Source organism: Streptomyces sp. NPDC047002 (genome assembly GCF_040704505.1).
Classification (GTDB): Bacteria; Actinomycetota; Actinomycetes; order Streptomycetales; family Streptomycetaceae; genus Streptomyces.
In genome coordinates, this window is sequence record NZ_JBEYWC010000046.1 from 1 (window position 1) to 24,011 (window position 24,011).

The 24,011-nt window shown below is 72.3% G+C and carries 7 protein-coding genes; 6 read left to right on the plus strand and 1 reads right to left on the minus strand.

Translation table 11 applies throughout. From position 1 onward, the window contains the following. Positions 1–1,043: 1,043 nt before the first annotated feature. A complete protein-coding gene (locus AB0910_RS29400) occupies positions 1,044–2,630 on the minus strand; it encodes a (2,3-dihydroxybenzoyl)adenylate synthase (protein ID WP_366747701.1) in 1,587 nt (528 codons plus the stop codon). Between the two features lie 364 nt (positions 2,631–2,994). On the opposite strand from AB0910_RS29400, the gene AB0910_RS29405 reads away from it, so the two are divergent. From AB0910_RS29405 to AB0910_RS29430, 6 genes are all read left to right on the plus strand, one after another. Then, on the plus strand, positions 2,995–3,741 hold the full coding sequence (locus AB0910_RS29405; protein WP_366747702.1) for an alpha/beta fold hydrolase: 747 nt from the start codon (positions 2,995–2,997) through the stop codon (positions 3,739–3,741). Between the two features lie 7 nt (positions 3,742–3,748). Next, positions 3,749–4,783: an isocitrate/isopropylmalate family dehydrogenase gene (locus AB0910_RS29410; protein ID WP_366747703.1), complete on the plus strand. Its 1,035-nt coding sequence runs from the start codon at positions 3,749–3,751 to the stop codon at positions 4,781–4,783. 66 nt (positions 4,784–4,849) lie between these two features. Next, positions 4,850–6,226 (plus strand): NAD(P)/FAD-dependent oxidoreductase, encoded by a 1,377-nt coding sequence (locus AB0910_RS29415; RefSeq protein WP_366747704.1) that lies wholly within the window; start codon positions 4,850–4,852, stop codon positions 6,224–6,226. Then, positions 6,217–6,555, plus strand: coding sequence for an antibiotic biosynthesis monooxygenase (locus AB0910_RS29420; protein ID WP_113687520.1), 339 nt, complete (start codon positions 6,217–6,219; stop codon positions 6,553–6,555). The genes AB0910_RS29415 and AB0910_RS29420 overlap by 10 nt, the downstream gene beginning before the upstream one ends. 248 nt (positions 6,556–6,803) lie before the next feature. Then, entirely contained in the window at positions 6,804–14,600 is a 7,797-nt protein-coding gene (locus AB0910_RS29425; protein WP_366747705.1) for an amino acid adenylation domain-containing protein, read from the plus strand. Between the two features lie 8 nt (positions 14,601–14,608). Then, positions 14,609–24,010: an amino acid adenylation domain-containing protein gene (locus AB0910_RS29430; RefSeq protein WP_366747706.1), complete on the plus strand. Its 9,402-nt coding sequence runs from the start codon at positions 14,609–14,611 to the stop codon at positions 24,008–24,010. Position 24,011 lies beyond the last annotated feature (1 nt).

Below are 24,011 nucleotides of genomic sequence, written 5' to 3' on the forward strand. Positions count from 1 at the left end.
CCAGGCACCGCCATGGTCGGCGGAGGACACCTGGGAGCGGCTCGGCTCCCGCAGCCGGTCCGGGCAAACACCGGCCTGAAGGGCGGATCGTCTGGTCGGTGGTCGGCGCCGACTCGATGTTCTGCCGGGCGCATCCGCACGCGGCCGGTTCCGCAAGGCCCGGCCACAGGTCCGAAGAAGGAACGAGGCCCCGGCGCCAGCGCCCCGGCGACGGGTCCGAACGGTCCCGGGGCGGGGTGACCTGCATGCTCCACATCGCCGGCGAAGGCGGCTGCAGCCGTATGGCCCTGCTGCTCACGCCGAGCCAGTAAGGCGATGCCCCGCAGATGAGCGCAACCGCCGCTGTGTCGATGACTCCCGTTACGGGCACGGTCCCGGAGTCGAAGGACCCGCGGGCCAACTGTCGGCGCGGTGACTGCGCGGGCGGCAGGCCCGCCGGGTCGGACCGCGACCGCTGCCCAGCGACCCATGAGATCGATGCATGACCTGCTGTTTCGTGCACAGCCGTCCAGGCCGACACTTTTTCGATGACCTCGCACGTGGAGTGCGTGGCAATTCTGGAGCCTGCCAAGAAGGGCCTTTGACCTGCTATCTCTGATTTCTCAGGTTCCGGGCGGGAAGCGTTGACATGTTTCCATGGGCACACGCCGTGGAGCAGGCCGCATGCCGGACGGATGTCGGCTGACCTGCGGTTTGGGTCGGTGACGGGAAGCGGACGGGTGGTGCCCCGGGCCTTCGGGGGGCCGGGCTGTTCTGACGCTCGCCTCGATGGAGCGTCAGGTTGTGTATGTCAGGGCTGGTGAAGCGGTGCGTGCCCGGGCCGCCGGTCACCACTTGATGCAGGCGTCAATTGCCGCACTTGGAGGTGGCCCGGCGGCGCCGAGTGAGCTGCTCATCCGCCGGTCACGGGCCGGTGTGCGGCATGGTCAGCGGCCGGGTCGGGCAGGTCCCGGCGCCCGGTGGGATCCCAGCCGGATGAGGTGGCCAACCGGCCGAGGTGGGCGCGGAACGGACGCAGAATCCGTCCCCCGGCTTGGGCATCGTCAGCGTTTCGAGGCGGCGATCCCCGCGCGCAGCGCCTTCTTGTCGACCTTGCCCATCGGTGTGCGCGGAAGCTGCGGCATCGGTATCAGTCGGTCGGGGATCTTGTAGGCGGCCAGGCCGCGGCCCCTGAGGAACTCCTTCATGGCCGACGGACGGACGTCCGCCTCGTCGAGGACGACGAACGCGTAGGTCCGTTCGCCGAGCACGCTGTCCGCCACGCCGATCACGGCCGCGTCCTGCACGGCGGGGTGGGTGCGCAGATGCCGCTCCAGCTCCTCCGCGGAGACCTTCTCGCCGACTCGGTTGATGACGTCCTTGATCCTGCCGACGATCACGATATTGCCGTCCGGGTCGCGCCGCACGAGGTCACCGGTGCGGAAGAAGCCGTCCGGCGTGAACGAGCGGGCGTTCTCCTCGGGGGCCCGGTAGTACCCGCGGATGGTGTACGGCCCCCGTACCTGCATCTCGCCCGCCTCGCCCTCGGGCACGGGGTTTCCCGACTCGTCGACGATCCGGACCTCGTCACCCGGTGACATCGGGCGGCCGTCCGTGTTGACGGCCACCTCCTCAGGGTCGTCGAGCCGGATGTGGGTCAGCAGCCCCTCGCTGATGCCGTACCACCGCTGGATCCGGCAGCCCAACACCTGGGCCGCACGGCGCGCCAAGGCCGGGTCGAGCGGCGCGCTGCCCACCTGAATCAGCAGGTGGGACAGTTCGCCGGGCGGCCGTTCGGAATCGGCCCACAGCCGCAGCACCGAGGGCACGACAGTGGTCACGGTAACCCCCTCGCGGCGGATCAGTGAGAAGACGTCATCGGGCCGCACGCTCGACGTGAGGACCGCCTTCCCGCCCAGCAGGAGACTGCCGAACACGCCCGGACAGGCAAGGGCCGCCTGGTGCGCGACCGGGTTGACGGCCAGGTACACCACCTCCTCGCCCACCTGCATCGCCTCCGCGCAGGCCCGCATGACGTACTCGTAGTCGTCGTGGGTGCGGGGGATCAGCTTCGGCAGTCCGGTGGTGCCACCGGAGAGCAGGAACAGGGCGGGGTCGGACGCGTCCACCCGCGGCAGCGCGACGTCACGGGAGTCCAGCGACTCCAGCTGGGTGAACTCCTGGGCGTCACCGCTGACGATCACGTGTGGGACCGACGGGATCTCCCGGGCGATCGTGCGGTAGTCGAACCCGCCGAACTCGTCCTTCACCACATAGGCGACAGCGCCGGAGTGGGCGCACAGATGCGAGATCTCCGTTCTACGGTGACCGGGCAGCGCCAGCACCGGGACGGCACCGGCCCGCAGCAGCGCGAAGACCAGGACGACGAACTCCGGGACGTTGGGGAGGTGCACCACCACCCGGTCCAAGGGCTTGATGCCCAGCTGGATCAGGCCGCCCGCCAGTCCGTCCGCCCGCCGGGACAGCTCCGCGTAGGTCATCCGGCGCTCGCCGCACACCACGGCCACCCGCCCGGCGTTGCGTCGGCACGACTCGTGCAGCAAGTCACCGATCGGCCGGCCGCGCCAGACCCCCGTCCGGCGCAGCTCCGCCGCGAGTTCTTCGGGCCAGTGCACAAAACCGTCAAGCATGATCGCGTTCCCTTCCAGCGGTCGGTCGTGGGGTGGATCGGGCGCACGGCCGTCCGGGAGCCGCCGCGGGTGCGCTGGGTCCGTCCTGGCCGCGGTCCGGCGGGGACGCGGCCGGAGGGCGGGTGCCCTCACTCGGTGGCGGGCGGTGTCCGTGCGGTGGCGCGCGACGTCCGCACGCGACGTGAGCCCGGCCCCGTGCGGCGGCGTACCTGCGGTCCTTGTCGTCCTGTCCCTTGGCATCGTCAGCTCCCCGGTCAGCCGCCCCCCGATCTCTTGCCGACATCTGTCGCGGGCCCGCTCGAATCCGCGCCGAATGGAAAACATGGTGCGGACGGAACGACGGCCGGCCAGGAGGGCGAAGAGGATGAGCCGCATACGGGAACGCGGATGGGTGCGGTCGATGATCACCGGTGACCCGCTCGGCGTGCGCGTGGTGTGCTTCCCGCACTCGGGGGGCTCGGGGATCACCTTCGGCGAGTGGTCCGCCGCGGTGCCGCCCGGCGTGTCGCTGATGGCCGTTCAGTACCCGGGCCGCGGCGACCGCTTCGGCGAGCCGCCCGTGGACGACGTGCCCGTGATGGCCGGCTGCGTGGCGGCGGAGCTGCTGCGGTTGCCGCCGGGCGACCACATTCTGTTCGGGCACAGCCTGGGCGCGCTGGTCGCCTACGAGACCGCCCTGCTGCTGCGGGACGCCGGCGAGGAACCCCTGGCGCTCTGCGTGTCCGCCGCTCTGCCGCCCGGACGGATGAACAACAGAAGCATCCACCTGGCACCCGACGACGAGTTCTGGACGACGCTGTGCGCGCTGGGCGGCATCGAACCTGCGATCGCCGAGAACGCCGAACTGCGCGACCTCCTCCTGCCCGTCATCCGCTCGGACCTGCGGGCCCACGCGACCTATCGGCCCCGCCCAGGCGCCCGTTCGCTGTCCTGCCCCGTGCGCTGCTACCACGGCGAGGGCGACCCGTTGGTGGAGCAGGCCCAGCTGGCGGGGTGGGCGGGCGTCACCTCCGGTGGCTTCACGGAAACCGCGCGGCCGGGCGGGCACTTCCATGTGACGGCCGACGTCGCGGAACTCGTCGTGGACGTGCTGAGCCAGGGCCGGAAGTGAGGCGGCGTTGACCACCATCGCCGTGATCCCCGGTGACGGCATCGGCCCCGAGGTGATCGGGCCGGCGCTGGACGTCCTCGACGCCCTCGGCCTCGGAGTGCGCACGGACGTCCTGGACCACGTCAACGCTGAGGCGTACCTGCGCACCGGAACAGCCCTGACCGGAGCCGACCTCGACCGGATCAGGTCCGGCGAGGCGGCGCTCCTCGGCGCCGTCGGCGATCCCCGGCTCGGTGACACCCCGTACGTGCGCGAGGTCCTCACCACCCTGCGCCTCGAACTCGACCTCTACGTCAACTACCGCCCCGCCAGGCTCTGGCACGACAGGCTCAGTCCGCTGCGCGACCCATCCCGCCGGGCGATCGACTGCGTGATCGTCAGGGAGAACACCGAGGGGCTCTACAGCGGCATCGGAGGCGTCACCCGCACCGGGAGCCCCCAGGAGGTCGCCGTCGACGTGGACCTCAGCACCCGTCATGGCGTGTCGCGCGTACTGGACTTCGCCTTCTCCGTGGCGCGCAGGTCGGTGTGCCTCGTCGACAAGGCCAACGCCGTCCGCAACGGCGGGCAGCTGTGGCAGCGGTGCTGGAGCGAGGCGGTGGCACGGCACCCGCACGTCGAGGCGTCCCACCTCTACGTGGACACCGCCGCCCTGCGGCTGGCCACCGATCCGACCGCCTTCGACGTCATCGTCACCAACAACTCCTACGGCGACATCCTGAGCGACCTCACGGCCGCGCTCGCCGGCGGCCTGGGCCTCGCGGCGTCGGCCAATCTCAACCCCGCGACCGGACGGGCGCTCTTCGAGCCCGTGCACGGCAGCGCCCCGGACATCGCGGGCACCGGCACCGCCAACCCGTTCGGCGCGATCCTCTCCGTGGCCCTGCTCGTCGAGCACCTGGGTCGGACCGAGGAGGCGGACGCGGTGCGCCGGGCGGTCGCCGCGGCCGTGGCGACCGGCTGTGTCACCCCCGACCTCGGCGGATCCCTCGGCACGAAGGAGGTGGGCACCGCGGTCCTGGCGAAACTGCGGCGGCCGTAGCCAGGTGAGGACGCGGACACGACCACGGAATCGCGGGCGAAACGACGGACGAGGGGCGGGGACAGCATGAACGGCAACGGCACGAACCACACGGACGGGAACCCGGAGACCGTCATCGTGGGGGCCGGTCTGGTGGGCGCGGTCACGGCCTGCTACCTCGCCCCCCGCTTCGGAACGGTCACCCTGCTGGAGAAACGGGCGGACCCCAGACTGGAGCCCCCTCCGGAACGCCGGTCACTCGTCGTGATGCTGTCGGCGCGCGGCTGGCGCGCCCTGTCGGACCTCGGCGTCGCGGACGCCGTGCGCCGCATCTGCGTCCCCCTGCACGGACGCTGCGGACACCTGTCCGACGGCCGGACGCGGTTGACTCCCTATAGCCGGGACGGACAGCCCATCTGGGCGGTGGAGCGCCGGCGGCTGCACCAGATCCTGCTGGACGCCGCCGAGGCGACCCCCGGTGTGCGCATCCGCTTCGGGCAGCGGGTGCGCTCGGTGGACCTGGACGAACCCGCGGTGCTGGTGGAGGACCGGCACGGCTCGCGCCGGCTGACGTGCCGCCGGGTCCTCGGCTGCGACGGCGCGCACTCCGCCGTCCGGGCCGCCCTGGAGGCGCGCGACGCACGGGTCGAGGTGCGCAAACTGGACCTGGCGTACCAGGAGATCGACGTGCCGGCCGGGCGGCTGGACCCGGGCGTCACGCACTTCTGGCCCGCCGGGAAGGCGATGTTCGCCGCGCACCCCCTGCCGTCGGGGAAGCTCTCCGGCTCCTTGTTCATGCGTCTCGACGGCCCCGCCCCGTCCTACGCGGCGGCCCGCGGCGGCCAGGACCTGTCCGAGATGTTCGCCGCTCACTTTCCCGAGCCGACCGCGATCATCCCCGACATCGCGGAACAGCTGGCCGCCAAGGCCGTCTCGACCCTCACGACCGTCCGCTGCGACCGATGGGTCTGGCGAGACACCTTCGCGCTGCTCGGTGACTCCTGTCACGCGATGGCGCCCTTCATGGGGCAGGGCATGAACTGCGGCTTCGAGGACGCCCGGGGCCTTGTCGCCTGCCTCGACGCCTCCGCCGACTGGGCGGCGGGCCTGGCCGCCTACGAGAAGTCGCGGACCGAGGACGCCGACGCGATCTCCCGGCTCTCCTACCGGCACTACTTCACCATGGCCAACCCACCTCGCGAGGAGACCTCGGCGGACGTGCTGCGCGGGCGGCTGACGGCCCTCTTCCCCGACCGGTTCGTGCCGCTGTACGAGCGGTGCGCCTTCAGCGAGGAGAGCTACGCCTCCGTACTGCGCGACGACCGGCGTCTGGACCGGCTCGTGGCGGATCTGCTGGCCCGGTACGGCACCGGACTGGTCTCGGCTCCGGACGACCGGCTGCGCGCCTGCACCCCTCCCCCCGCCCCGACCACAGCCACCCTGGAGGACTCCGGATGTTCGTGATCCTGTTCAAGTCGCACCTGTCCGAGCAGGCCGGCGAGGAGTACTACGCCACCGAGGAGCGGATGCAGGAGCGGGTCCGCGCCATCGCCGGGTCCGACCCGGTGGAGGTCAAGCACTACACCGGGGAGGACGGTGAACGTCTCGCCGTCATGACGTGGCGCGACGAGGAGACGTTGGACAAGTGGCGTCACGACCCCGAGCACCAGGTGGCGCAGCACATGGGCAGGAAGCACTGGTACTCCGCCTACGAGCTGACCGTCGCCCAGGTGGTCCGGACCAGCGCACACGACAACCGGAGCCCGGACGCAACGGCCGAAGAGCCGCGCTAGCAGGCGGAGGACGGCCGTGGGAACGATCGGGTCCGGGAGCGAAGGACGGCCTTCCAGGGCGGTTGCGGCGAGCTCCGGACGGACACCGGCCCGCGCTGTGTGGCTGAGTTGTTTCGGGTGATGGCAAATTCCTTTTCGGTCTCTGGCCAACATCTTTCATCTCGGTTGTTCCACCACATGGGCCACGACAAGCATCGGCACGGCGAGGGGCCGTTGACCGGGACACCACTTTGCTGGGGGGCATTTGGATGGGTTGCAACGGCGTCACATCCGCGCAGGAAGCCATGTGGCTCGCACAGCAGTTCACCCCTGACGTACCGAACAACGTGGCGACTCTCTGGGACATCGACGGTGACCTGGACACTGCCCTGCTCGCCGAGGCCCTGCGGGCGGCGGTGGCGGAGGCCGACGCGCTGAGGGCGAACTTCCGCCGCGACGACGACGGACTGAGGCCGGTCGCCCGGGACCTCGGGGCGTGGGAGCCGTTCCGCCTCGATGTCGGAGACACCTCAGACCCCGCCGACGCGGCCCGCGCCGTCGTCGCCGATCTCGTGCGCCGGCCCTTCGACCTGACCGAGGACGCGCTGCTGCGGATCGGCTCCATCCGGCTGGGCCCCGGCCGTCACCTGCTCGTGCTCGTCTTCCACCACATCCTCACCGACGCGTTCGGCGTTCTCACCCTGCTGTCCCGGCGGATCGCCGAGATCTACCGCGCGCTGCGCGCCGGCTCCGCGTTGCCGGAGGGCGCCCCCAATCCGCCGGAGGACGCGGCGGCGAAGGACGCCGCCTACCGGGCGTCGAAGCGGTTCGCCGACGCCGAGCGGTTCTGGCCCGACTATCTCGCCGGTGACCTGCCCGCCGCCCGTCTGCCCGTCGGTGTCCGGCCCGGCGCCGGCGCCCCCGTCGGTGAGCCCGGGTACTGGGACGGCCTCACCGCCCCGCAGGGGATGTCCACCCGCACCGCGACGGTCCCGGCCGCCGAACTCGCCGCCTGGGAACACGCCTCCATTGCGGCCGGGACCTCGGTGCCCGACCTGATCGCCTCGGCCGCCACCGCCTTTCTGGGGCACATGTGCGGCCTGTCCGAGCCGCTGCTGACCATCACCGTCAATCACCGCGTCGGCGCACTGCGCCGCTCACTCGGTCTGCTCTCCAACCGGGTGCCGCTGCGCTCGCGGGTGGACTCGGCGGCCGACTTCGTGGAACTGGCCGAGGCCCTTGGCCGGGAGCGGCGCCGTGTCCTGCGGCACGCACGGCACGACATATCTCTGATCAAACGGACCACCGGCCACGCCGGAGAGGCACGCAGTCCGTTCGGCGCCGTCGTCAACGTGCTCCCCTCCGTCGAGGCGCTCGACCTGGCGGGAGCCTCGGCCCGCTTCGCCGGTGGCACCTTCGGCGTGATCGACGAGGTGATGGTCTGCGTCTACACCGACGGAACGGCCGAAAGCGACCTGTACGTCCGGTTCGACGCGCCGCGGGCCGAGTACGACGACCAGGACATCGCCGGGCTGGCCGAGCGGTTCGTGACGTTTCTGCGGATGGCCCTGGCCGACCCGCACGCCCCGGTCGGGACCGTCACCGCGCTGTACCCCTCCGAACGCCGCGCGCTGCTCACCGAGTACGCCGGACCCACGGTGACCCCGCCGCCGGCGACCCTGACCGAACTGCTGGACCGGCAGGCCCGCGCCACCCCGGACGCCGTCGCGCTGACCTTCGAGGATTCCCGGACGACCTACCGGGAACTGGCCGAGAGATCCGGCCGGCTCGCCCGCCTGCTGACCGAGCGCGGCGCCGGGCCCGAGCGGTTCGTCGCGGTCGCGGTGCCCCGTTCCCCGGAACTGGTCGTCGCGCTGGTCGCGGTCCTCAGGGCGGGCGCCGCCTACTTCCCAGTCGATCCGGACTACCCGGCCGCGCGGGTGGAGTTCATGCTCGCCGACGCCGGGCCTGCGCTGCTGCTCACGGTCAAGGACACCGCGGACCGGCTGCCCCACACGGACGTCCCCGTGGTCATGGTCGACGACGCCCCGCTCACCGAAGGGCCCGTCACCTCTGCCCCGCACGGTGTCGACCACCCCGCGTACATGATCTACACGTCGGGATCGACCGGACGGCCCAAGGGCGTCGTCGTCACGCACGCCGCGATCGTCAACCGGCTGCTCTGGATGCAGGATCGTTTCCGGCTCGATGGCACCGACCGGGTCCTGCAGAAGACGTCCGCCTCGTTCGACGTGTCCGTCTGGGAGTTCTTCTGGCCGCTGATCACCGGCGCCACCCTGGTGGTCGCCCGGCCGGACGGGCACCGCGACCCGGACTACATCGCCGAGGTGATCCGGCGGGCCGGCGTCACGACGGCGCACTTCGTCCCGTCGATGCTGGCCGAGTTCGTCACCGAGGAGACGGCTGCCGCGTGCACCGGTCTCCGCCGCGTCGTGTGCAGCGGAGAGTCCTTGCCGGCCAAGCTGGCTGCGCGGTTCCACCGGACCTTCGGCGCGCCGCTGCACAACCTGTACGGGCCGACCGAGGCGGCCGTGGACGTCACCGCGTGGCAGTACCGGCCCGGGGCGCGCACGATACCGATCGGCACCCCGATCTGGAACACCGCGCTCTACGTCCTCGACAGCCGGCTGCGACCGCTGCCGCCCGGTGTCTTCGGCGACCTCTACATCGCGGGCGCCGGACTCGCCCGGGGCTACCACGACCGCCGGGGCCTGACCGCGGAGCGCTTCGTGGCCTGTCCCTTCGGGGAACCGGGGCGGCGCATGTACCGGACCGGCGACCTCGCGCGCTGGAACGCCGACGGTGAGCTGGAGTTCGCCGGCCGCGCCGACCACCAAGTGAAGATCCGCGGCTTCCGGGTCGAGCCCCAGGAGATCGAGGACACGCTGACCGACCACCCCGGAGTGCTCAGGGCGGCCGTGGTCGCCCGGCCCGGCCGAGGCGCGGATGGAGCCGCCCAACTCGTCGCGTACGTCGTCCCGGCCACCTCCGGTGGCAGCGGCCCGACCGGCACCGACTGGGATCTGCACGCCGGTCTGGACCTCACCGAGTTGCGAGGCTTCGTCGCGGCCCGGCTGCCCGCCCACCTGGTGCCCGCCGTGTTCGTCGCGCTGGACCGCATGCCGGTGACCGCGAACGGCAAGCTGGACCGGGCCGCGCTGCCCGAGCCGGAGATCACCGGCCGTGCCCACCGGCCGCCCCGGACCGGTGAGGAGAGCCTTCTGGCCGCGGCGTTCGCCGAGGTGCTCGGCCTGAGCGATATCGGGGTGGACGACGACTTCTTCGCTCTGGGCGGCGACAGCATCCGGGCGATCCAGGTGGTGGCCCGCGCCCGCGCCGGCGGTCTCGCGTTCAGCCCGCGCACCGTGTTCGAGTGCCGCACCGTCGCCGCGCTCGCACAGGCCGCGACCTGCGACACCGCCCCGGCCACCCTCGCCGAACTCGAGGGCGGGGGCGTCGGCCTGCTGCCGCTGCCCCCCATGGCCCGGCTGTACGCCGAGCGGGGTCCCGGCCTGGACCGCCTCGCCCAGTGGCTGGTGCTGGAGCTGCCCGCAGCCGTCGACCTCCCCGGCCTCACCGCGGCCCTGCGCTGCGTCCTGGACCGGCACGACGTCCTGCGCTCACGGCTGACGGACGACGGCCTGCTCGTGCAGCCGCCCGGCACGGTGGACGCCGGCGCGCTCGTCGGCCGGGTCGCCTGCCCGGGGGACTGGGACGGCGAGGCCTGGCAGACCCTGCTGCGCGCCGAGGCCGCCGAGGCCGTGCGGCACATCGACGCCCGGACTGGGCGGATGCTCCGGCTGGTCCTGTTCCGGGGGGCCGCAGGCGGGCCCGGGCGGCTACTGGTCGCGGCCCACCACCTGGTCGTCGACGGCATGTCCTGGCGGGTGCTGCTGCCCGACCTGGCCGCGGCTTGGCGCCAGGTCCAGGAAGGCCGGATCCCCGCCCTGCCGCGGGTGGGCACCTCCCTGCGCCGATGGCTGCACGCCCTGGCCGACGAGGCGGCCCGCCCTGAACGGGTGGCAGAGGTGGCGTTGTGGCGCGATCTGCTCGCGGCCCCCGTCGCCCCCGTGGGCTCCCGGCCGCTCGACCCGGGCCGGGACCTCACCTCCACCACCGACACCGTCCGGGTGGAGCTCCCGGCCGACCTCACGAACGCGATCCTGACCTCCGTCCCCGCGGCCTACCGCAGCGGCGCGGACGACGTCCTGCTCACCGCCCTCGTCCTCGCACTGGTCCGGGAACGGGAAGGTCTCACCGGCGGCACGGCCGTCGTACGGATGGAATGGCACGGCCGACAGGAGGAGCTGGTGCCCGGTGCGGACCTGTCCCACACGGTCGGCTGGTTCACCACGGTCACCCCCGTACGTCTCGACGTCTCGGAGATCGACGTAGACGCCGCGATCACCGGAGAAGCTGCCGCCGGTGACGCCCTGAAGCTGGTGAAGGAGCAGCGGCGGGCCCTGCCCGACCAGGGCATCGGCTACACCCTCCTGCGCCACGTCAACGACGACACCGCGGCGCTGCTCCGCCGGTACCCGGCGGACGACATCGGATTCAACTTCCTGGGCCGTTTCTCCTTCGACCGCCCGGAGCAGGCGCCCGGCCAGGACCTCACCCGTGGCTCCGAATGGACCTCCGCGCCCGAATGCGCCGAGTTGGTCGCCGCGCCGGCTGCGGACATGCCGACGCCCAGCGCGCTGGAACTGAACGCCCTGGTGACCGGCGTGGGCGACGACGCGCGCCTCACGGCCCTGTTCACCTTCGCCACCGGAGTTCTGACCGCGGACGAGGTCCGCGCCCTGTCCCGCACCTGGTGCGCTGCCCTGCGCGGCCTGCGGAACCTGGTCGAGTCAGGCGGGCGGGGACTGACCCCGTCCGACGTCCCGCTGGTCGACGTCCGCCAGGAAGAACTGGACGAATGGCAACAGCGCTTCGGACGCGTGAGCGACGTATGGCCGCTCACGCCGTTGCAGGGCGGGCTGCTGTACCACACGATGCTCGCGCAGAGCGCGTCCGAGGCATACCAGACGCAGTTCGTGTTCCGGCTCAAAGGCCCGGTGAACCCGGCGCGCCTGCGGGCGGCGGGCCAGGCCCTGCTCGACCGGCACCCGAACCTCCGGGTCGCGTTCCAGCCGAGCGCCACCGGTGAGCCCGTGCAGGTCGTCGTGGATGACGTCCCGCTGCCCTGGCGGCACCTCGACCTCACCGGCGAGGCGGACGCCGCCACGCGGCTGGAGGAGATTCTCGCCGAGGAGCGGGACGCCCGCTTCCGCCCGGACAGCCCACCGCTGCTGCGCCTGACCCTTGTCACGATCGGCCCCCGGTACGCCGAACTGGCCCTCACCGCCCACCACGTGCTGCTCGACGGCTGGTCGGTGCCGCTCATCGAGCACGAGCTCATGGACCTGTACATCGCCGACGGCGTCGGCACCGCACCGGCGCGCCCGCACGGCTACCGGGACTTCCTGAGCTGGCTGTCACGGCAGAACACGGCGCGCTCCGCCCGCGCGTGGGCTGAGGAACTCGCCGGTGTGGCGGAGCCGACCCTGCTGGCGCCCACGACGCCAGGGGCCCGGCCGACCGGCAGCGGTAGCGGGCAGATCGACGTGCCGCTCACCGGCGAGGACACGACCAGGTTGGCGCGCCGCGCCGCGGAGTGGGGCGTCACCGCCAACACCCTGGTGCAGGGCGCGTGGGCCATGGTGCTGGCGCAGCACACCGGCGGCCAGGAGGTGCTGTTCGGCGCCACGGTCGCGGGCCGGCCCTCCGGGCTGCCGGGCGCGGACACCACGATCGGCCTGTTCATCAACACGGTGCCGGTGCGGGTGCGGTGCACGCCGGCCGACCCGGTCCCGGAGGTGCTCGGCCGGCTCCAGGACGCCCAGGCGAGACTGCTGGACCATCACCATGTGGGGCTCGCCGACATCCAGCGGGCGACCGGGCTGAACGAGCTGTTCGACACGCTTGTGGTGTTCGAGTCGTTCCCCGTCGACCGGTCCGGACACGCGGCGGCAGGCGCGTCGGCGCAACCGGTGGTGACCGGTATCCGCCCGTACGCCCCGCCGCACTATCCGCTGACCGTGATTGCGGCAGCCGACCCGCTGTTGCGGATCTCCTTCCAGTACCGCCGCAACGTCTTCGAGCGGACCGCCGTGGAGGCGCTCGCCGACCGGCTGGTGCGGGTGCTGCGGCAGTTCGCCGCCGGTTCGCGGGCCACCGTCGGCGCGCTCGACGTGCTGTCCGACGCCGAGCGCGAACAGGTGCTGCACGGCTGGAACGACACCGCGGTCCCGCCCCCCGAGCGGACCGTCCCCGACCTGCTCGCGGCGCGGGCGGCCCGGACGCCGGACACGGTCTGCGTCGAGTTCCGCGGGCACCGGCTGACCTACCGGGAACTGGACGAGCGGGCCGGCCGGCTGTCGCACTGGCTGGCCGGGCAGGGCGTGGGCCCGGAGTCCCGGGTCGTGGTGCTGCTGCCTCGCTCGGCCGACCTGGTGGTGGCCCTGCTGGCCGTGTGGAAGGCCGGCGGCACGTATGTGCCGGTGGACCCGGAGTATCCGGCCGCCCGGGTGCGGGCCGTGGTCGAGGACAGCGCACCAGTGCTGGTCCTCGATGAGAAGCGGCTGGCCGGCGTGGACCTGTCCGACCGGTCCCCTCACCCTGCCCACGGCCCGCGCGTTCCGGTCGGCGCGGACCACGCCGCCTACGTCATCTACACCTCCGGCTCCACGGGGACGCCCAAGGGCGTGGTGGTCCGGCACGGTGCGCTGGCGATCCTGCTGACCGGCATGCAGAATCGCTTCACCCTGACGCCGGACGACCGGTTGCTGGCCTGCGCCACCGTCGCGTTCGACATCGCCGCGCTGGAACTCTTCCTGCCCCTGCTCGCCGGCGGCCGGGTGGTACTGGCCGGCAAGGACGACATCACCCAGCCGTCGGCACTGCTGGACCTGGTCGAACGGTCCGGCGTCACCGTCATGCAGGCCACCCCCGCGCTCTGGCAGAGCCTGGTCACCCACGCGCCGGCCTGTCTGACCGGGCTGCGGGTGATCTCCACAGGCGAGGCACTGCCCCTGGCGCTTGCCGAAACCCTGTGTCGGCACGCCGCCGAGGTCACCAACCTCTACGGCCCGACCGAGACCACCGTCTACGCCACCGCCGCCCGTCTGCTCCCCGGCCGCTCCGGCATGCCTCCCTCCGTCGGCAGCCCGGTCGCCGGTACCCGGATCCTCGTGCTGGACCAGGCGCTGCGCCCGGTACCGCCCGGCGCTGCCGGTGACCTCTGGATCGCCGGCGAGAGCCTGGCCCGCGGCTACCACGACAGGCCGGGCATGACCGCGGAGCGGTTCGTGGCCTGCCCGTTCGGGCCACCGGGCGCCCGTATGTACCGCAGCGGGGATCTCGCCCGCTGGACGGACACGGGTGAGGTGGAGTACCTCGGCCGGTCCGACCACCAGATCAAACTGCGCGGCTACCGGATCGAGCCCGCCGAGATCGAGCACATCCTGACCCGCCACCCCGCGGTCCGCCGGGCTGTCGTCACCGCCCGCGAGGACCGGCCGGGGGACCGCCGGCTGGTGGCGTACGTGGTCCCGGAGACCGGCGCCGAGCCGCCCGCCACGGAACTCCTGCGGGAGGCGGTCGGAGAGCGGCTGCCAGCCTATATGATCCCGGCCGCGTTCGTGACACTCACGGAACTGCCACTGACGCCCAACGGCAAGCTCGACCGTTCCGCCCTGCCCCGCCCGGAGATCGCCGGGGACGAATACCGGGCTCCTCGTACACCCCGGGAAGAGACGCTGTGCGTGCTGTTCGCCGAGGTTCTGGGCGCCGAGCGGATCGGTCTCGACGACGATTTCTTCCTCCTGGGCGGCCATTCACTGATGGCCACCCGGCTGGTGGCCCGGGTACGCGCGGAAATGGGCGTGGAAATCCCGATGCGCATCCTCTTCACCGCCCCGACCGTGGCCGAACTGACCACCCGCTGGAACGAGATGTCGGCCTCCACTCGAAAGCCGCTGCGGAGAATGACCGAAAGGTAGGAGAAACCATGACCCCCCTGTCGTACGCGCAGCGGCGAATGTGGTTCATCAACCGCTTCGAAGGCTCTTCCTCCACCTACAACATCCCGCTGCTCCTGCGCTGCCACGGCCCGCTCGACGCCGTCGCGCTGCGGGCGGCGTTTCGCGACGTGATGGTGCGCCACGAAGTCCTGCGCACGGTCTTCGCGGAGACCGACGGCCAGCCGTACCAGCGTGTTCTCGACCCTGCCGAGATCGACCTGCCCTGGCAGGACTGGGGCCGGGTGGCCCCCGAGCGGGTGTCCGGCGTGGTGGCGTCGGTGAGCGGCAGCTGGTTCGACTTGTCGACGGACGTACCGCTGCGCGGCTGCGTCCTCCAGAGTGGCGACGAGGAGTTCCTGGTTGTCCTGGTGATCCACCACATCGCGGGCGACGGCGGCTCGCTGGCCCCGCTGGCACGTGACGTGTCGACGGCCTACCGGGCCCGGGTGACCGGCACGGCACCGGACTGGCCCGAACTGCCTGTGCAGTATTCGGATTACGCGCTGTGGCAGCAGGAAATGCTGGGTGACGAAAAGGATCCGGACAGCGTCGTCTCGACGCAGAGTGCCTATTGGCGCGAGGAACTGGCCGGTGTGTCCAAGCCCCTTTCCTTGCCCCTGGACCGGCCCCGTCCCGAGGTGGCGAGTTTTCGTGGCGGATCGGTCCCGGTCGGGTTGTCCGCCGAGCTGCGCGCCGCCGCAGAGAAAATCGCGCAAACCAATGGTGTCACGACGGCGATAGTGCTCCAGGCCGCCTTGGTGGTATTGCTGCATCGGCTGGGAGGAGGCAAGGATGTGACCGTCGGCTCGCCGATCGCGGGCCGTACGGAGGAGGCGCTGAGTGAACTGGTGGGTTTCTTCGTCAATACCTGGACGCTGCGCGTGCAGGTGACCGCGGACCGGACTTTCGAGTGGGTGCTTGAACAGGTACGGAAGAAGGCGCTTGCCGCCTACGACCACCAGGATGTGCCGTTCGAGCGGCTCGTGGAGCTGTTGCGGCCGGAGCGGTCGACCGCGCATCACCCCCTGTTCCAGGTGGTGCTGGCGTGGCAGAACAACACCCCACCGCACCTGGACCTGCCGGGTCTCACCGTGACGATGGAACCACTGCCCACCGGCAGCGCCAAGTTCGACCTGTTCTTCAACCTGGCGCCGGACGACTCCACCGGCTCCGTCGTCGGTGAGATCGAGTACGCCACCGACCTCTTCGACCGCTCCACCGTGGAGGACGTCGCGGCACGGTTCGTGGCCGTCGTCGAAGAGGTGGTGGCCGACCCGAGGACCACCGTCGGCGCAGCGGCCGAGGCCGGGGCCGGCCGGCCCGGCGACTTCCTCGACGCCGCCGAGCGCCACAGGATCCTCGTCGAGTGGAACGACACCGCCCACCCCGTCCACTGCCCGGGACCGGTCCATCTGCTCTTCGAGGAGCAGGCCGCACGGCGCCCGGACACCACCGCCCTGCGCTGGGCCGACGGCACCATGACCTACGGCGAGCTGAACCGGTGGGCGAACCGCGTCGCCTGGGACCTCAAGGAACGTGGCGTCGGCCCGGAGACCGTCGTCGGCGTCGGAGTTCCCCGTGGGCCGGCCATGATCGCCGCCGTCCTCGGCGTGCTCAAGGCGGGCGGCGCCTATCTGCCGCTGGAGCCGGCGCTGCCCGCCGACCGCGTGGCCGGCATGCTCGCCGATGCCGGGTGCTCCCTCGTGCTGTCCACGCCCGACACCGAACGCTGGTCCCTGCCGGACGGCGTCCGGCTCGCCGAACTCGCCGACGCCCGGTCGCCCGGCGCCGACCACGATCCGGAACCGGCCGCGGGACCGGACAACACGGCGTACATCATCTTCACGTCCGGCAGCACCGGGAAGCCGAAGGGCGTCGCTGTCACCCACCGCCCGGTGCACAACCTGATCGACTGGTGTTACCGCACGTTCGCGTTCGGCCCCGACGACGTCGTCCTGTGTGTCACCTCGCTGGGCTTCGACCTCTCCGTCTTCGACATCTTCGGCCTGCTCGGCTGCGGCGGCGGCGTCTACCTCGCGGACGCTGTCCAGCAGCGCGATCCGCAGCTGCTCCTGGACGTCCTGCTCACGGAGCCGATCACCTTCTGGGACTCGGTGCCCACCACCCTCAACCAGGTCGCATCCCTGCTCACGGAGGACGGCGGGTACGAGGGCACCGGCGACCTGCGCCTGGTGTTCCTCTCCGGTGACTACACCCCGCTGTCGCTGCCCGACGAGGTCCGCCGGGTGTTCACCGGCGCGGAGATCGTCAGCCTCGGCGGCGCCACCGAGGCGACGGTGTGGTCCAACTACTTCCGGGTCCGGGAGATCGACCCGTCCTGGCGCAGCATCCCCTACGGCCGTCCCATCGACAACGCCCGCTACTACGTGCTCGACGAGAACATGGAGCCGTGCCCCGTCGGCGTCGAGGGCGACCTGTACATCGGCGGGGACTGTCTCTGCGTCGGCTATGTCAACCGGCCGGAACTGACCGCGGAACGATTCGTCCGTGACCCGTTCAGCGCACGTGAGGGCGACAGGCTGTACCGCACCGGCGACCGCGCCAGCTTCTTCCCGGACGGCAACATCTGCTTCCTCGGCCGCGCCGACAACCAGGTCAAACTGCGCGGGTTCCGCGTCGAGCCCGGCGAGATCGAGCACGCCCTGGTCCGGCACCCGGCCGTCCGCCAGGCCATCGTCACCGCCCGCGAGGACCAGCCCGGCGATCTGCGCCTGGTCGCCTATGTCGTCCCCGACACCGGAGCCCTCCCGCCCGCCGGCGGCACCGACGACCAGGTGGAGGAATGGCAGGAGGTCTACGACCAGACCTACTCCGACGACGGCGGACACGGATTCGGTGGGGACTTCACGGGCTGGAACGACTCCTCCACCGGTGAGCCGATCCCGCTCGACGAGATGCGGGCCTGGCGCGCCGCCGCCGTGGAAGGCGTCCTGCGATGGTCGCCCGAGCGCGTCCTCGAACTGGGCGTCGGCACCGGGCTCCTGCTCGCGCACCTCGCCGGCCGGGTGGAGGAGTACTGGGCCACCGACCTCTCCCGGGCCGTGATCGACCGGCTCGGCGAGCAGGTGACCCGGGCCGGCCTGGCCGACCGGGTCCGGTTGCGCCACCAGGCCGCCGACGATCTCACCGGACTGCCCCGTGGCGCATTCGACACCGTGCTGCTCAACTCGGTCGTGCAGTACTTCCCTGACGACCGCTACCTCGCCCGGGTCCTGGACGGCGCCTGGGAACTGCTCGCGCCCGGCGGCCGGATCGTCCTCGGCGACGTCCGGCGGGCCGCCTCCCTGCCCACGCTCCAGACGGGCGTCCAGCGGGCGAAGCACCCTGATGCGGCACCGGCCGTCCTGCGCACCACGGTCGAACAGGCCGTCCTGCTGGAGAATGAGCTGGTGGTCGACCCCGAGTGGTTCCTGAGCTGGGCCCACCGGGCCGGGGGGGCCGGAGCCGACATCCGCATCAAGGACGGCGTCCACCACAACGAGCTGACCCGGCACCGCTACGAGGTCGTGCTGCACAAGCCGGGCATGGAACCGGCGGACGCCCCGCGACGGCTCGACGGCGTCCCCGCCCTGGCCTGGGAAGGCGACCTGGGCCGGCTCGCCGACCGCATAGGCGACCGGCCGGAGCCGGCGGTGCGGATCACCGGAATCCCGAACGCCCGCCTCACCGATGAGGCCGCAGCGGCCCGCGCCCTCGGCCTCGACGGCTCCGCCGCGCCCGAGCTGCCGCCGCTCGACCCCGCCGAGATCCGTGCCTGGGCCGCCCGGCACGGCTGGGACGCGGTGCCGACCTGGTCGGCCGAAGCCGTCGACCTGCTCGACGTCGTCGTGCTGCGCGACAGCCCGGCGGCCGGCACCCTCCTCACCGGCACATACCTGCCGGCCACCGACGGACGCACCCCGGCGAACGACCCCGCGGCCGCCGCCGTTACGGCACTGCTGCCCGCCCTGCGCGGGTATCTGCGGGAGACTCTGCCCGAGTACATGATCCCGGCCGCCATCGTGCCCATCGCCGCCGTGCCGCTGACCGACAACGGCAAGCCCGACCGGCGGGCTCTGCCCACGCCCGACTACACGGCCGGTGGCGGCCGGGCCCCCGCCACACCGGAGGAGGAGTCGCTGTGCGCGCTGTTCGCCGCGGTCCTCGGTCTCGACCGGGTCGGCGTGGACGACAACTTCTTCTCCATCGGCGGCCACTCGCTCCTGGCCACCCGGCTGGTCAGCCGCATCCGGGCCGAGCACGGTGTGGAGATCCCCATCCGGGCCGTCTTCCAGTCGCCCACCGTCGCCGAACTCGCGGCCCACCTGACCACCCTGAACCACCTCCGCGCGCCGCTGCGACCCCAGGCGCGGCCCGAGCGGCTGCCCCTGTCCTACGCCCAGCAGCGGCTGTGGTTCATCCACCGCTTCGAGGGGCCCTCGGCGACCTACAACGTCGCGCTGGCCCTGCGGATGCGCGGCGCGCTCGACGCGGCCGCCCTGCGCCGCGCCGTGCACGACGTCGTCGAGCGGCACGAATCCCTGCGCACCGTCTTCGGCGAGGCGGACGGGCAGCCGTACCAGCGGATCCTGCCGCCGACCGCGGTCGAGGTCCCCTGGGAGGAGCACGAGATCACCGAGGCCGAGCTGCCCAGCGTCCTGCGCGAGGCAGCGCGCCGTCCGTTCGACCTGGAGGCCGAGATCCCCTTCCGCTCCTGGCTGCTGCGGACGGGCGAACGCGAGGCGGTGTTCCTCATCGGCGCACACCACATCGTCGCCGACGGCTGGTCCGCCCTCCCGCTCGCCGAGGATCTCGCCACCGCCTACGAGGCCCGCAGCGCGGGCCGGGCGCCGCAGTGGGAACCGCTTGCCGTGCAGTACGCCGACTACACCCTCTGGCAGCGGGAACTGCTGGGCGACAGCGAGAACCCGGGCAGCCTCTACCGGCGGCAGCTGGATTACTGGACGACCCAGCTGGCCGGCCTGCCCGAGACCGTCACGCCCCCCACCGACCGGCCCCGGCCCGCCGTCGCGTCGTACGCCGGCGATCTGGTGCCGCTCGCACTCGACCCCCAGCTGACCGACGCTGTGCGCCGGATGGCCCGGGAGCGCGGCGCCACGGTGTCGATGGTGCTCCAGGCGGCCCTGGCCGCGCTGCTCACCAGGCTCGGCGCGGGCACGGACGTGCCGATCGGTTCGCCCATCGCCGGACGCACCGACGAGGCGCTCAACCGGCTGGTCGGCTTCTTCGTCAACACGTGGGTGCTGCGCGCGGACACCTCCGGCGACCCCTCCTTCGCCGAGCTCATCGACCGGGTCCGCGAGAGCAGCCTCGCCGCCTACGACCACCAGGACATCCCGTTCGAGCACCTGGTCGAGGTGCTCAACCCGGTCCGCTCGCCCGCCCACCACCCGCTCTTCCAGGTGTGCCTGGCCCTGCAGAACAACACGCGGCCGGAGTTCCACCTGTCCGGCCTCACCGTGACCGAGGAGCCGTTCTCCCTGGGCACCGCGCGCTTCGACCTGTTCATCAGCGTCACCGAACGGGACGAGGAAGACGCGCCGGCCCGCATCGAGGGCTTCGCGGAGTACGCCACCGACCTCTTCGAGGTGGAGACGGTCAGGACGCTCCTCGACCGGTGGCTGCACTTCCTGCGCCAGGTGGTCGCGGCGCCCGACACACCCATCGGATCCGTCGGTGTCCTGACCGAGCACGAGCGCGCGGCGTTGAGCGCCTGGTCCGGCCCGGCCCGGGGCGCCGGGCTCGAGGCCGGCACCCTTCCCGAGCGGTTCGCCGCCGCCGTCGCCGCGACCCCGGACGCGACCGCGCTGGTCTCCGCCGACTCCTCGCGCACCTGGACCTACGCCGAACTGGACCGCTGGGCCAACCGCCTCGCGCACCACTTCGTGGCCCGCGGCGCCCGCCCGGGCGACCGCGTCGCCCTCGTGATGGAACGCTCGCCGCTGCTGGTCGCCGCCATCCTCGGTGTCCTCAAGGCCGGTGCCGTCTACGCGCCCGTCGACCCGACCCACCCGCCCGAGCGCATCGACTTCCTGCTCGCGGACCTCGACGCGGCGGTCACCGTGGACGGGGGGCTCGCCGAGGCGGACCTCGACGGGCTGCCCGACTCGCCGCCCGAGGTGGAAGGCGTCGGCGAGCACGCCGTCGCCTACGTGATGTACACCTCGGGTTCCACCGGCCGCCCCAAGGGCGTGGAGGTGACCCACCGCAACGTCGTCGACCTCGCGCTCGACAGCTGCTTCCGCACCGGCGCCCATCGCCGCGTCCTCTTCCACTCGCCGCACACCTTCGACGCGTCGACGTACGAGATGTGGGTGCCGCTGCTCGGCGGCGGCACGACCGTGGTGGCCCGCGCCGGCCGGCCGGACACCGCGGAACTCGCCCGGGTGATCACCGAGCGGGAGGTGACGGCGCTCTGGCTGACCGCCGGACTGTTCGCCGTGATGGCCGAACAGCACGTCGAGTGCTTCGGCGCCGTCCAGGAGGTGTGGGCAGGCGGGGACGTCCTGTCGCCGACCGCCGTCCGCACGGTCCTCGACGCCTGCCCCGGTGTCACCGTGGTCAACGGTTACGGCCCGACCGAGACCACCACGTTCGCCTCCCGGCACCGGATGGCCTCGGCGGCGCAGTGCACCGACCCGCTGCCCATCGGCGCCCCGATGGACGGCAGCCGGCTCCTCGTCCTGGACGACCGGCTGCGGCCGGTGCCACCCGGCGTGGTGGGTGAGCTGTACATCGGCGGTGACGGCGTGGCGCGCGGTTACGCGGGCCGCCCGGGCCTGACCGCCGCCCGGTTCGTGCCCGACCCGTCCGCGCAGCCCGGAGCGCGTGTGTACAGCACGGGCGACCTGGTGCGCTGGGACGCCGACGGCCGCCTTCACTACGTCAGCCGCAGCGACGACCAGCTCAAGCTGCGCGGCTTCCGCGTCGAGCCGGGCGAGCTGGAAGCGGTGCTGCGCGAGCAGGACGGCGTGGCGAACGCGGTGGTCGCCGTGCGCCGGGACCGGCTCGGCGAACGCCGCATGGTCGCCTACGTGGTGCCCGACAGCACCGCTTCCACCGGCCGAGACGCCGCCGAACAGGTCAGCGAGTGGCGCGAGATCTACGACACCATGTATGGCGGGACCGAGGTCGCCACCGACACGGTCGGCGAGGACTTCACCGGCTGGAACAGCTCCTACACCGGCCGCCCCGTCCCGTTGGCGGAGATGCGGTCCTGGCGCGAGGCGGTGCTGCGGCGGGTGCGGTCCCTGTTCCCGCGCCGGGTGCTGGAGATCGGTGTCGGCTCCGGTCTGCTGCTCGGCCCGCTCGCACCGGAGGCCGAGGAGTACTGGGGCACCGACTTCTCGGCGCCCGTCATCGAGCGTCTGCGCGCCCAGACCGGCGCCGACCGGCGGCTGTCGGGCAAGGTGACCCTGCGCTGCCAGCCCGCCGACGCCGACGGCCTGCCCGCCGGGTACTTCGACACGGTGATCCTCAACTCGGTCGTGCAGTACTTCCCGGACGCCGACTACCTCACCCGGGTGCTCGATCTCGCGATGGACCGGCTCGCACCCGGCGGACGCGTCGTGCTCGGCGACGTCCGCAACCACCGCACCCTGCGCACGTTCGCCGCGGCGGTGCACCGCTGCCGACAGCCCGCGGACGGCCCGGCCGCCGTGCAGGCCGCCGTCGAACGCGCGGTGCTCGCCGAGAAGGAACTCGTCGTCGACCCCGGCTTCTTCACCCGCTGGGCCGAGGCCCGCCCGGACGCCGTCGCGGCCGACATCCGCCTCAAGCAGGGCACCCACCACAACGAGCTGACCCGCCACCGCTACGAGGTCGTGCTGCACAAGGCACCGGCGAAGCCACTGAACCTCGGCGACCTGCCCGAGGCTGCCTGGGGGGCGGAGGTGCGCGAACTGGCCGACCTGGAGACCGCGCTGGCCCGGCACGGCGGTCGGCTCCGTCTCACCGGCGTTCCCAACGCCCGCCTGGCGGGCGAGGCCGCCGAATGGGGTGCTCCCGCCGAACTGGGCGGCACCCTCGACCCGGCCGAACTGGAGGTCTGGGGCGCCCGGCGCGGGCTCGCGGTGTACTGCACGTGGTCGGCGCAGGCGGGTGACCGCTTCGAGGCGGCCGTCGTGCCCGACGTGGACGCGGTCTGCTGCGACGGCCTGTACCGGCCCGCCGGCGCCCCCTCGGCCCGGCTGGCGAACGTCCCGGCGGTCTCCCGCCGCGCCTCCCGGCTGCCCTCCCTGCTGCGCGAGCGGCTCTCCGGCCGGCTGCCGGAGTTCATGATGCCCGCCGAGATCATCGTCCTCGACCGGCTGCCGCTCACCGAGAACGGCAAGGTGGACCGGGCCGCGCTCCCCGAGCCGGACCCGGTCGGCGGGGAGCACCGGGCCCCGCGCACCCCGCGCGAGGAGGAACTCGCCGCGCTCTTCGCCGAGGTGCTGGGCCTGGACCGGATCGGCATCGACGACGACTTCTTCGCCTGCGGCGGCCACTCCCTGCGGCTGACGCGCCTGGTGTGGCGGATCCACGAGAAGCTGGGTGTGGAGGTCCCGATCCGCACGGTGTTCCAGTATCCGACCATCGCCGAACTGGCGGCACAGCTGACCGCCGACGCCGACGCCGACTTCGAGGACCCGTTCGCCGTCCTGCTGCCGATCCGCACAGAGGGGCAGAAGCCGCCGCTGTGGTGGCTGCACCCGGGCGGCGGGCTGAGCTGGCCCTACCTCGGCTTCGCCCGCCACCTCGACCCGGCCTGGCCGCTGTACGGCATCCAGGCACGCGGCTTCGACGGGACCACCGAGCCGGCCGGCTCCGTCGAGGAGATGGTCGAGGACTACCTCGGGCAGGTGCTCCAGGTCCAGCCGAGCGGCCCCTACCACCTGCTGGGCTGGTCCTTCGGCGGCACCCTCGCGCACGCCATGGCGGCCGAACTCCAGCGTCGCGGACACGAGGTGGCCCTCCTGGCGCTGCTGGACGCCGCGCCCTCCAGCCACTTCGCCGACCTGGAGGCGCTGGACGAGTCCATGGTCCGCCGCTACCTCGCCAACTACATGGGACACCTGGCAGGGATGGAGGAGTACCCCTCGCTCGTCACCACCGCCTCCTCGATCTTCATCGGACAGATGGAGCAGATGCGGCGGTTCACCTCACCGCGGTACCGGGGTGACGTCGTCTTCTTCAACGCACTCCTCGACCCGGAGACCCACGACAAGCGGCAACTGGACGAGGACCTGGACGTGCTCTGGCAGGAACACGTCGACGGACGTGTGCAGCGCGTCGACATCGCCTGCGCTCACAACGAGATGTACTGGCCGCGGAACGCGGCTGAGATCAGCCGCACCATCAACCGGATTCTGCGGGCAGCGCAGTAAC

Excerpts from the sequence above, each read along its gene's own strand:
- AB0910_RS29420 (WP_113687520.1), top strand. The coding sequence starts at position 6,217 with ATGTTCGTGATCCTGTTCAAGTCGCACCTGTCCGAGCAGGCCGGCGAG.
- AB0910_RS29425 (WP_366747705.1), top strand. The coding sequence starts at position 6,804 with ATGGGTTGCAACGGCGTCACATCCGCGCAGGAAGCCATGTGGCTCGCA.
- AB0910_RS29430 (WP_366747706.1), top strand. The coding sequence starts at position 14,609 with ATGACCCCCCTGTCGTACGCGCAGCGGCGAATGTGGTTCATCAACCGC.
- AB0910_RS29405 (WP_366747702.1), top strand. The coding sequence starts at position 2,995 with ATGAGCCGCATACGGGAACGCGGATGGGTGCGGTCGATGATCACCGGT.
- AB0910_RS29400 (WP_366747701.1), bottom strand. The coding sequence starts at position 2,630 with ATGCTTGACGGTTTTGTGCACTGGCCCGAAGAACTCGCGGCGGAGCTG.
- AB0910_RS29415 (WP_366747704.1), top strand. The coding sequence starts at position 4,850 with ATGAACGGCAACGGCACGAACCACACGGACGGGAACCCGGAGACCGTC.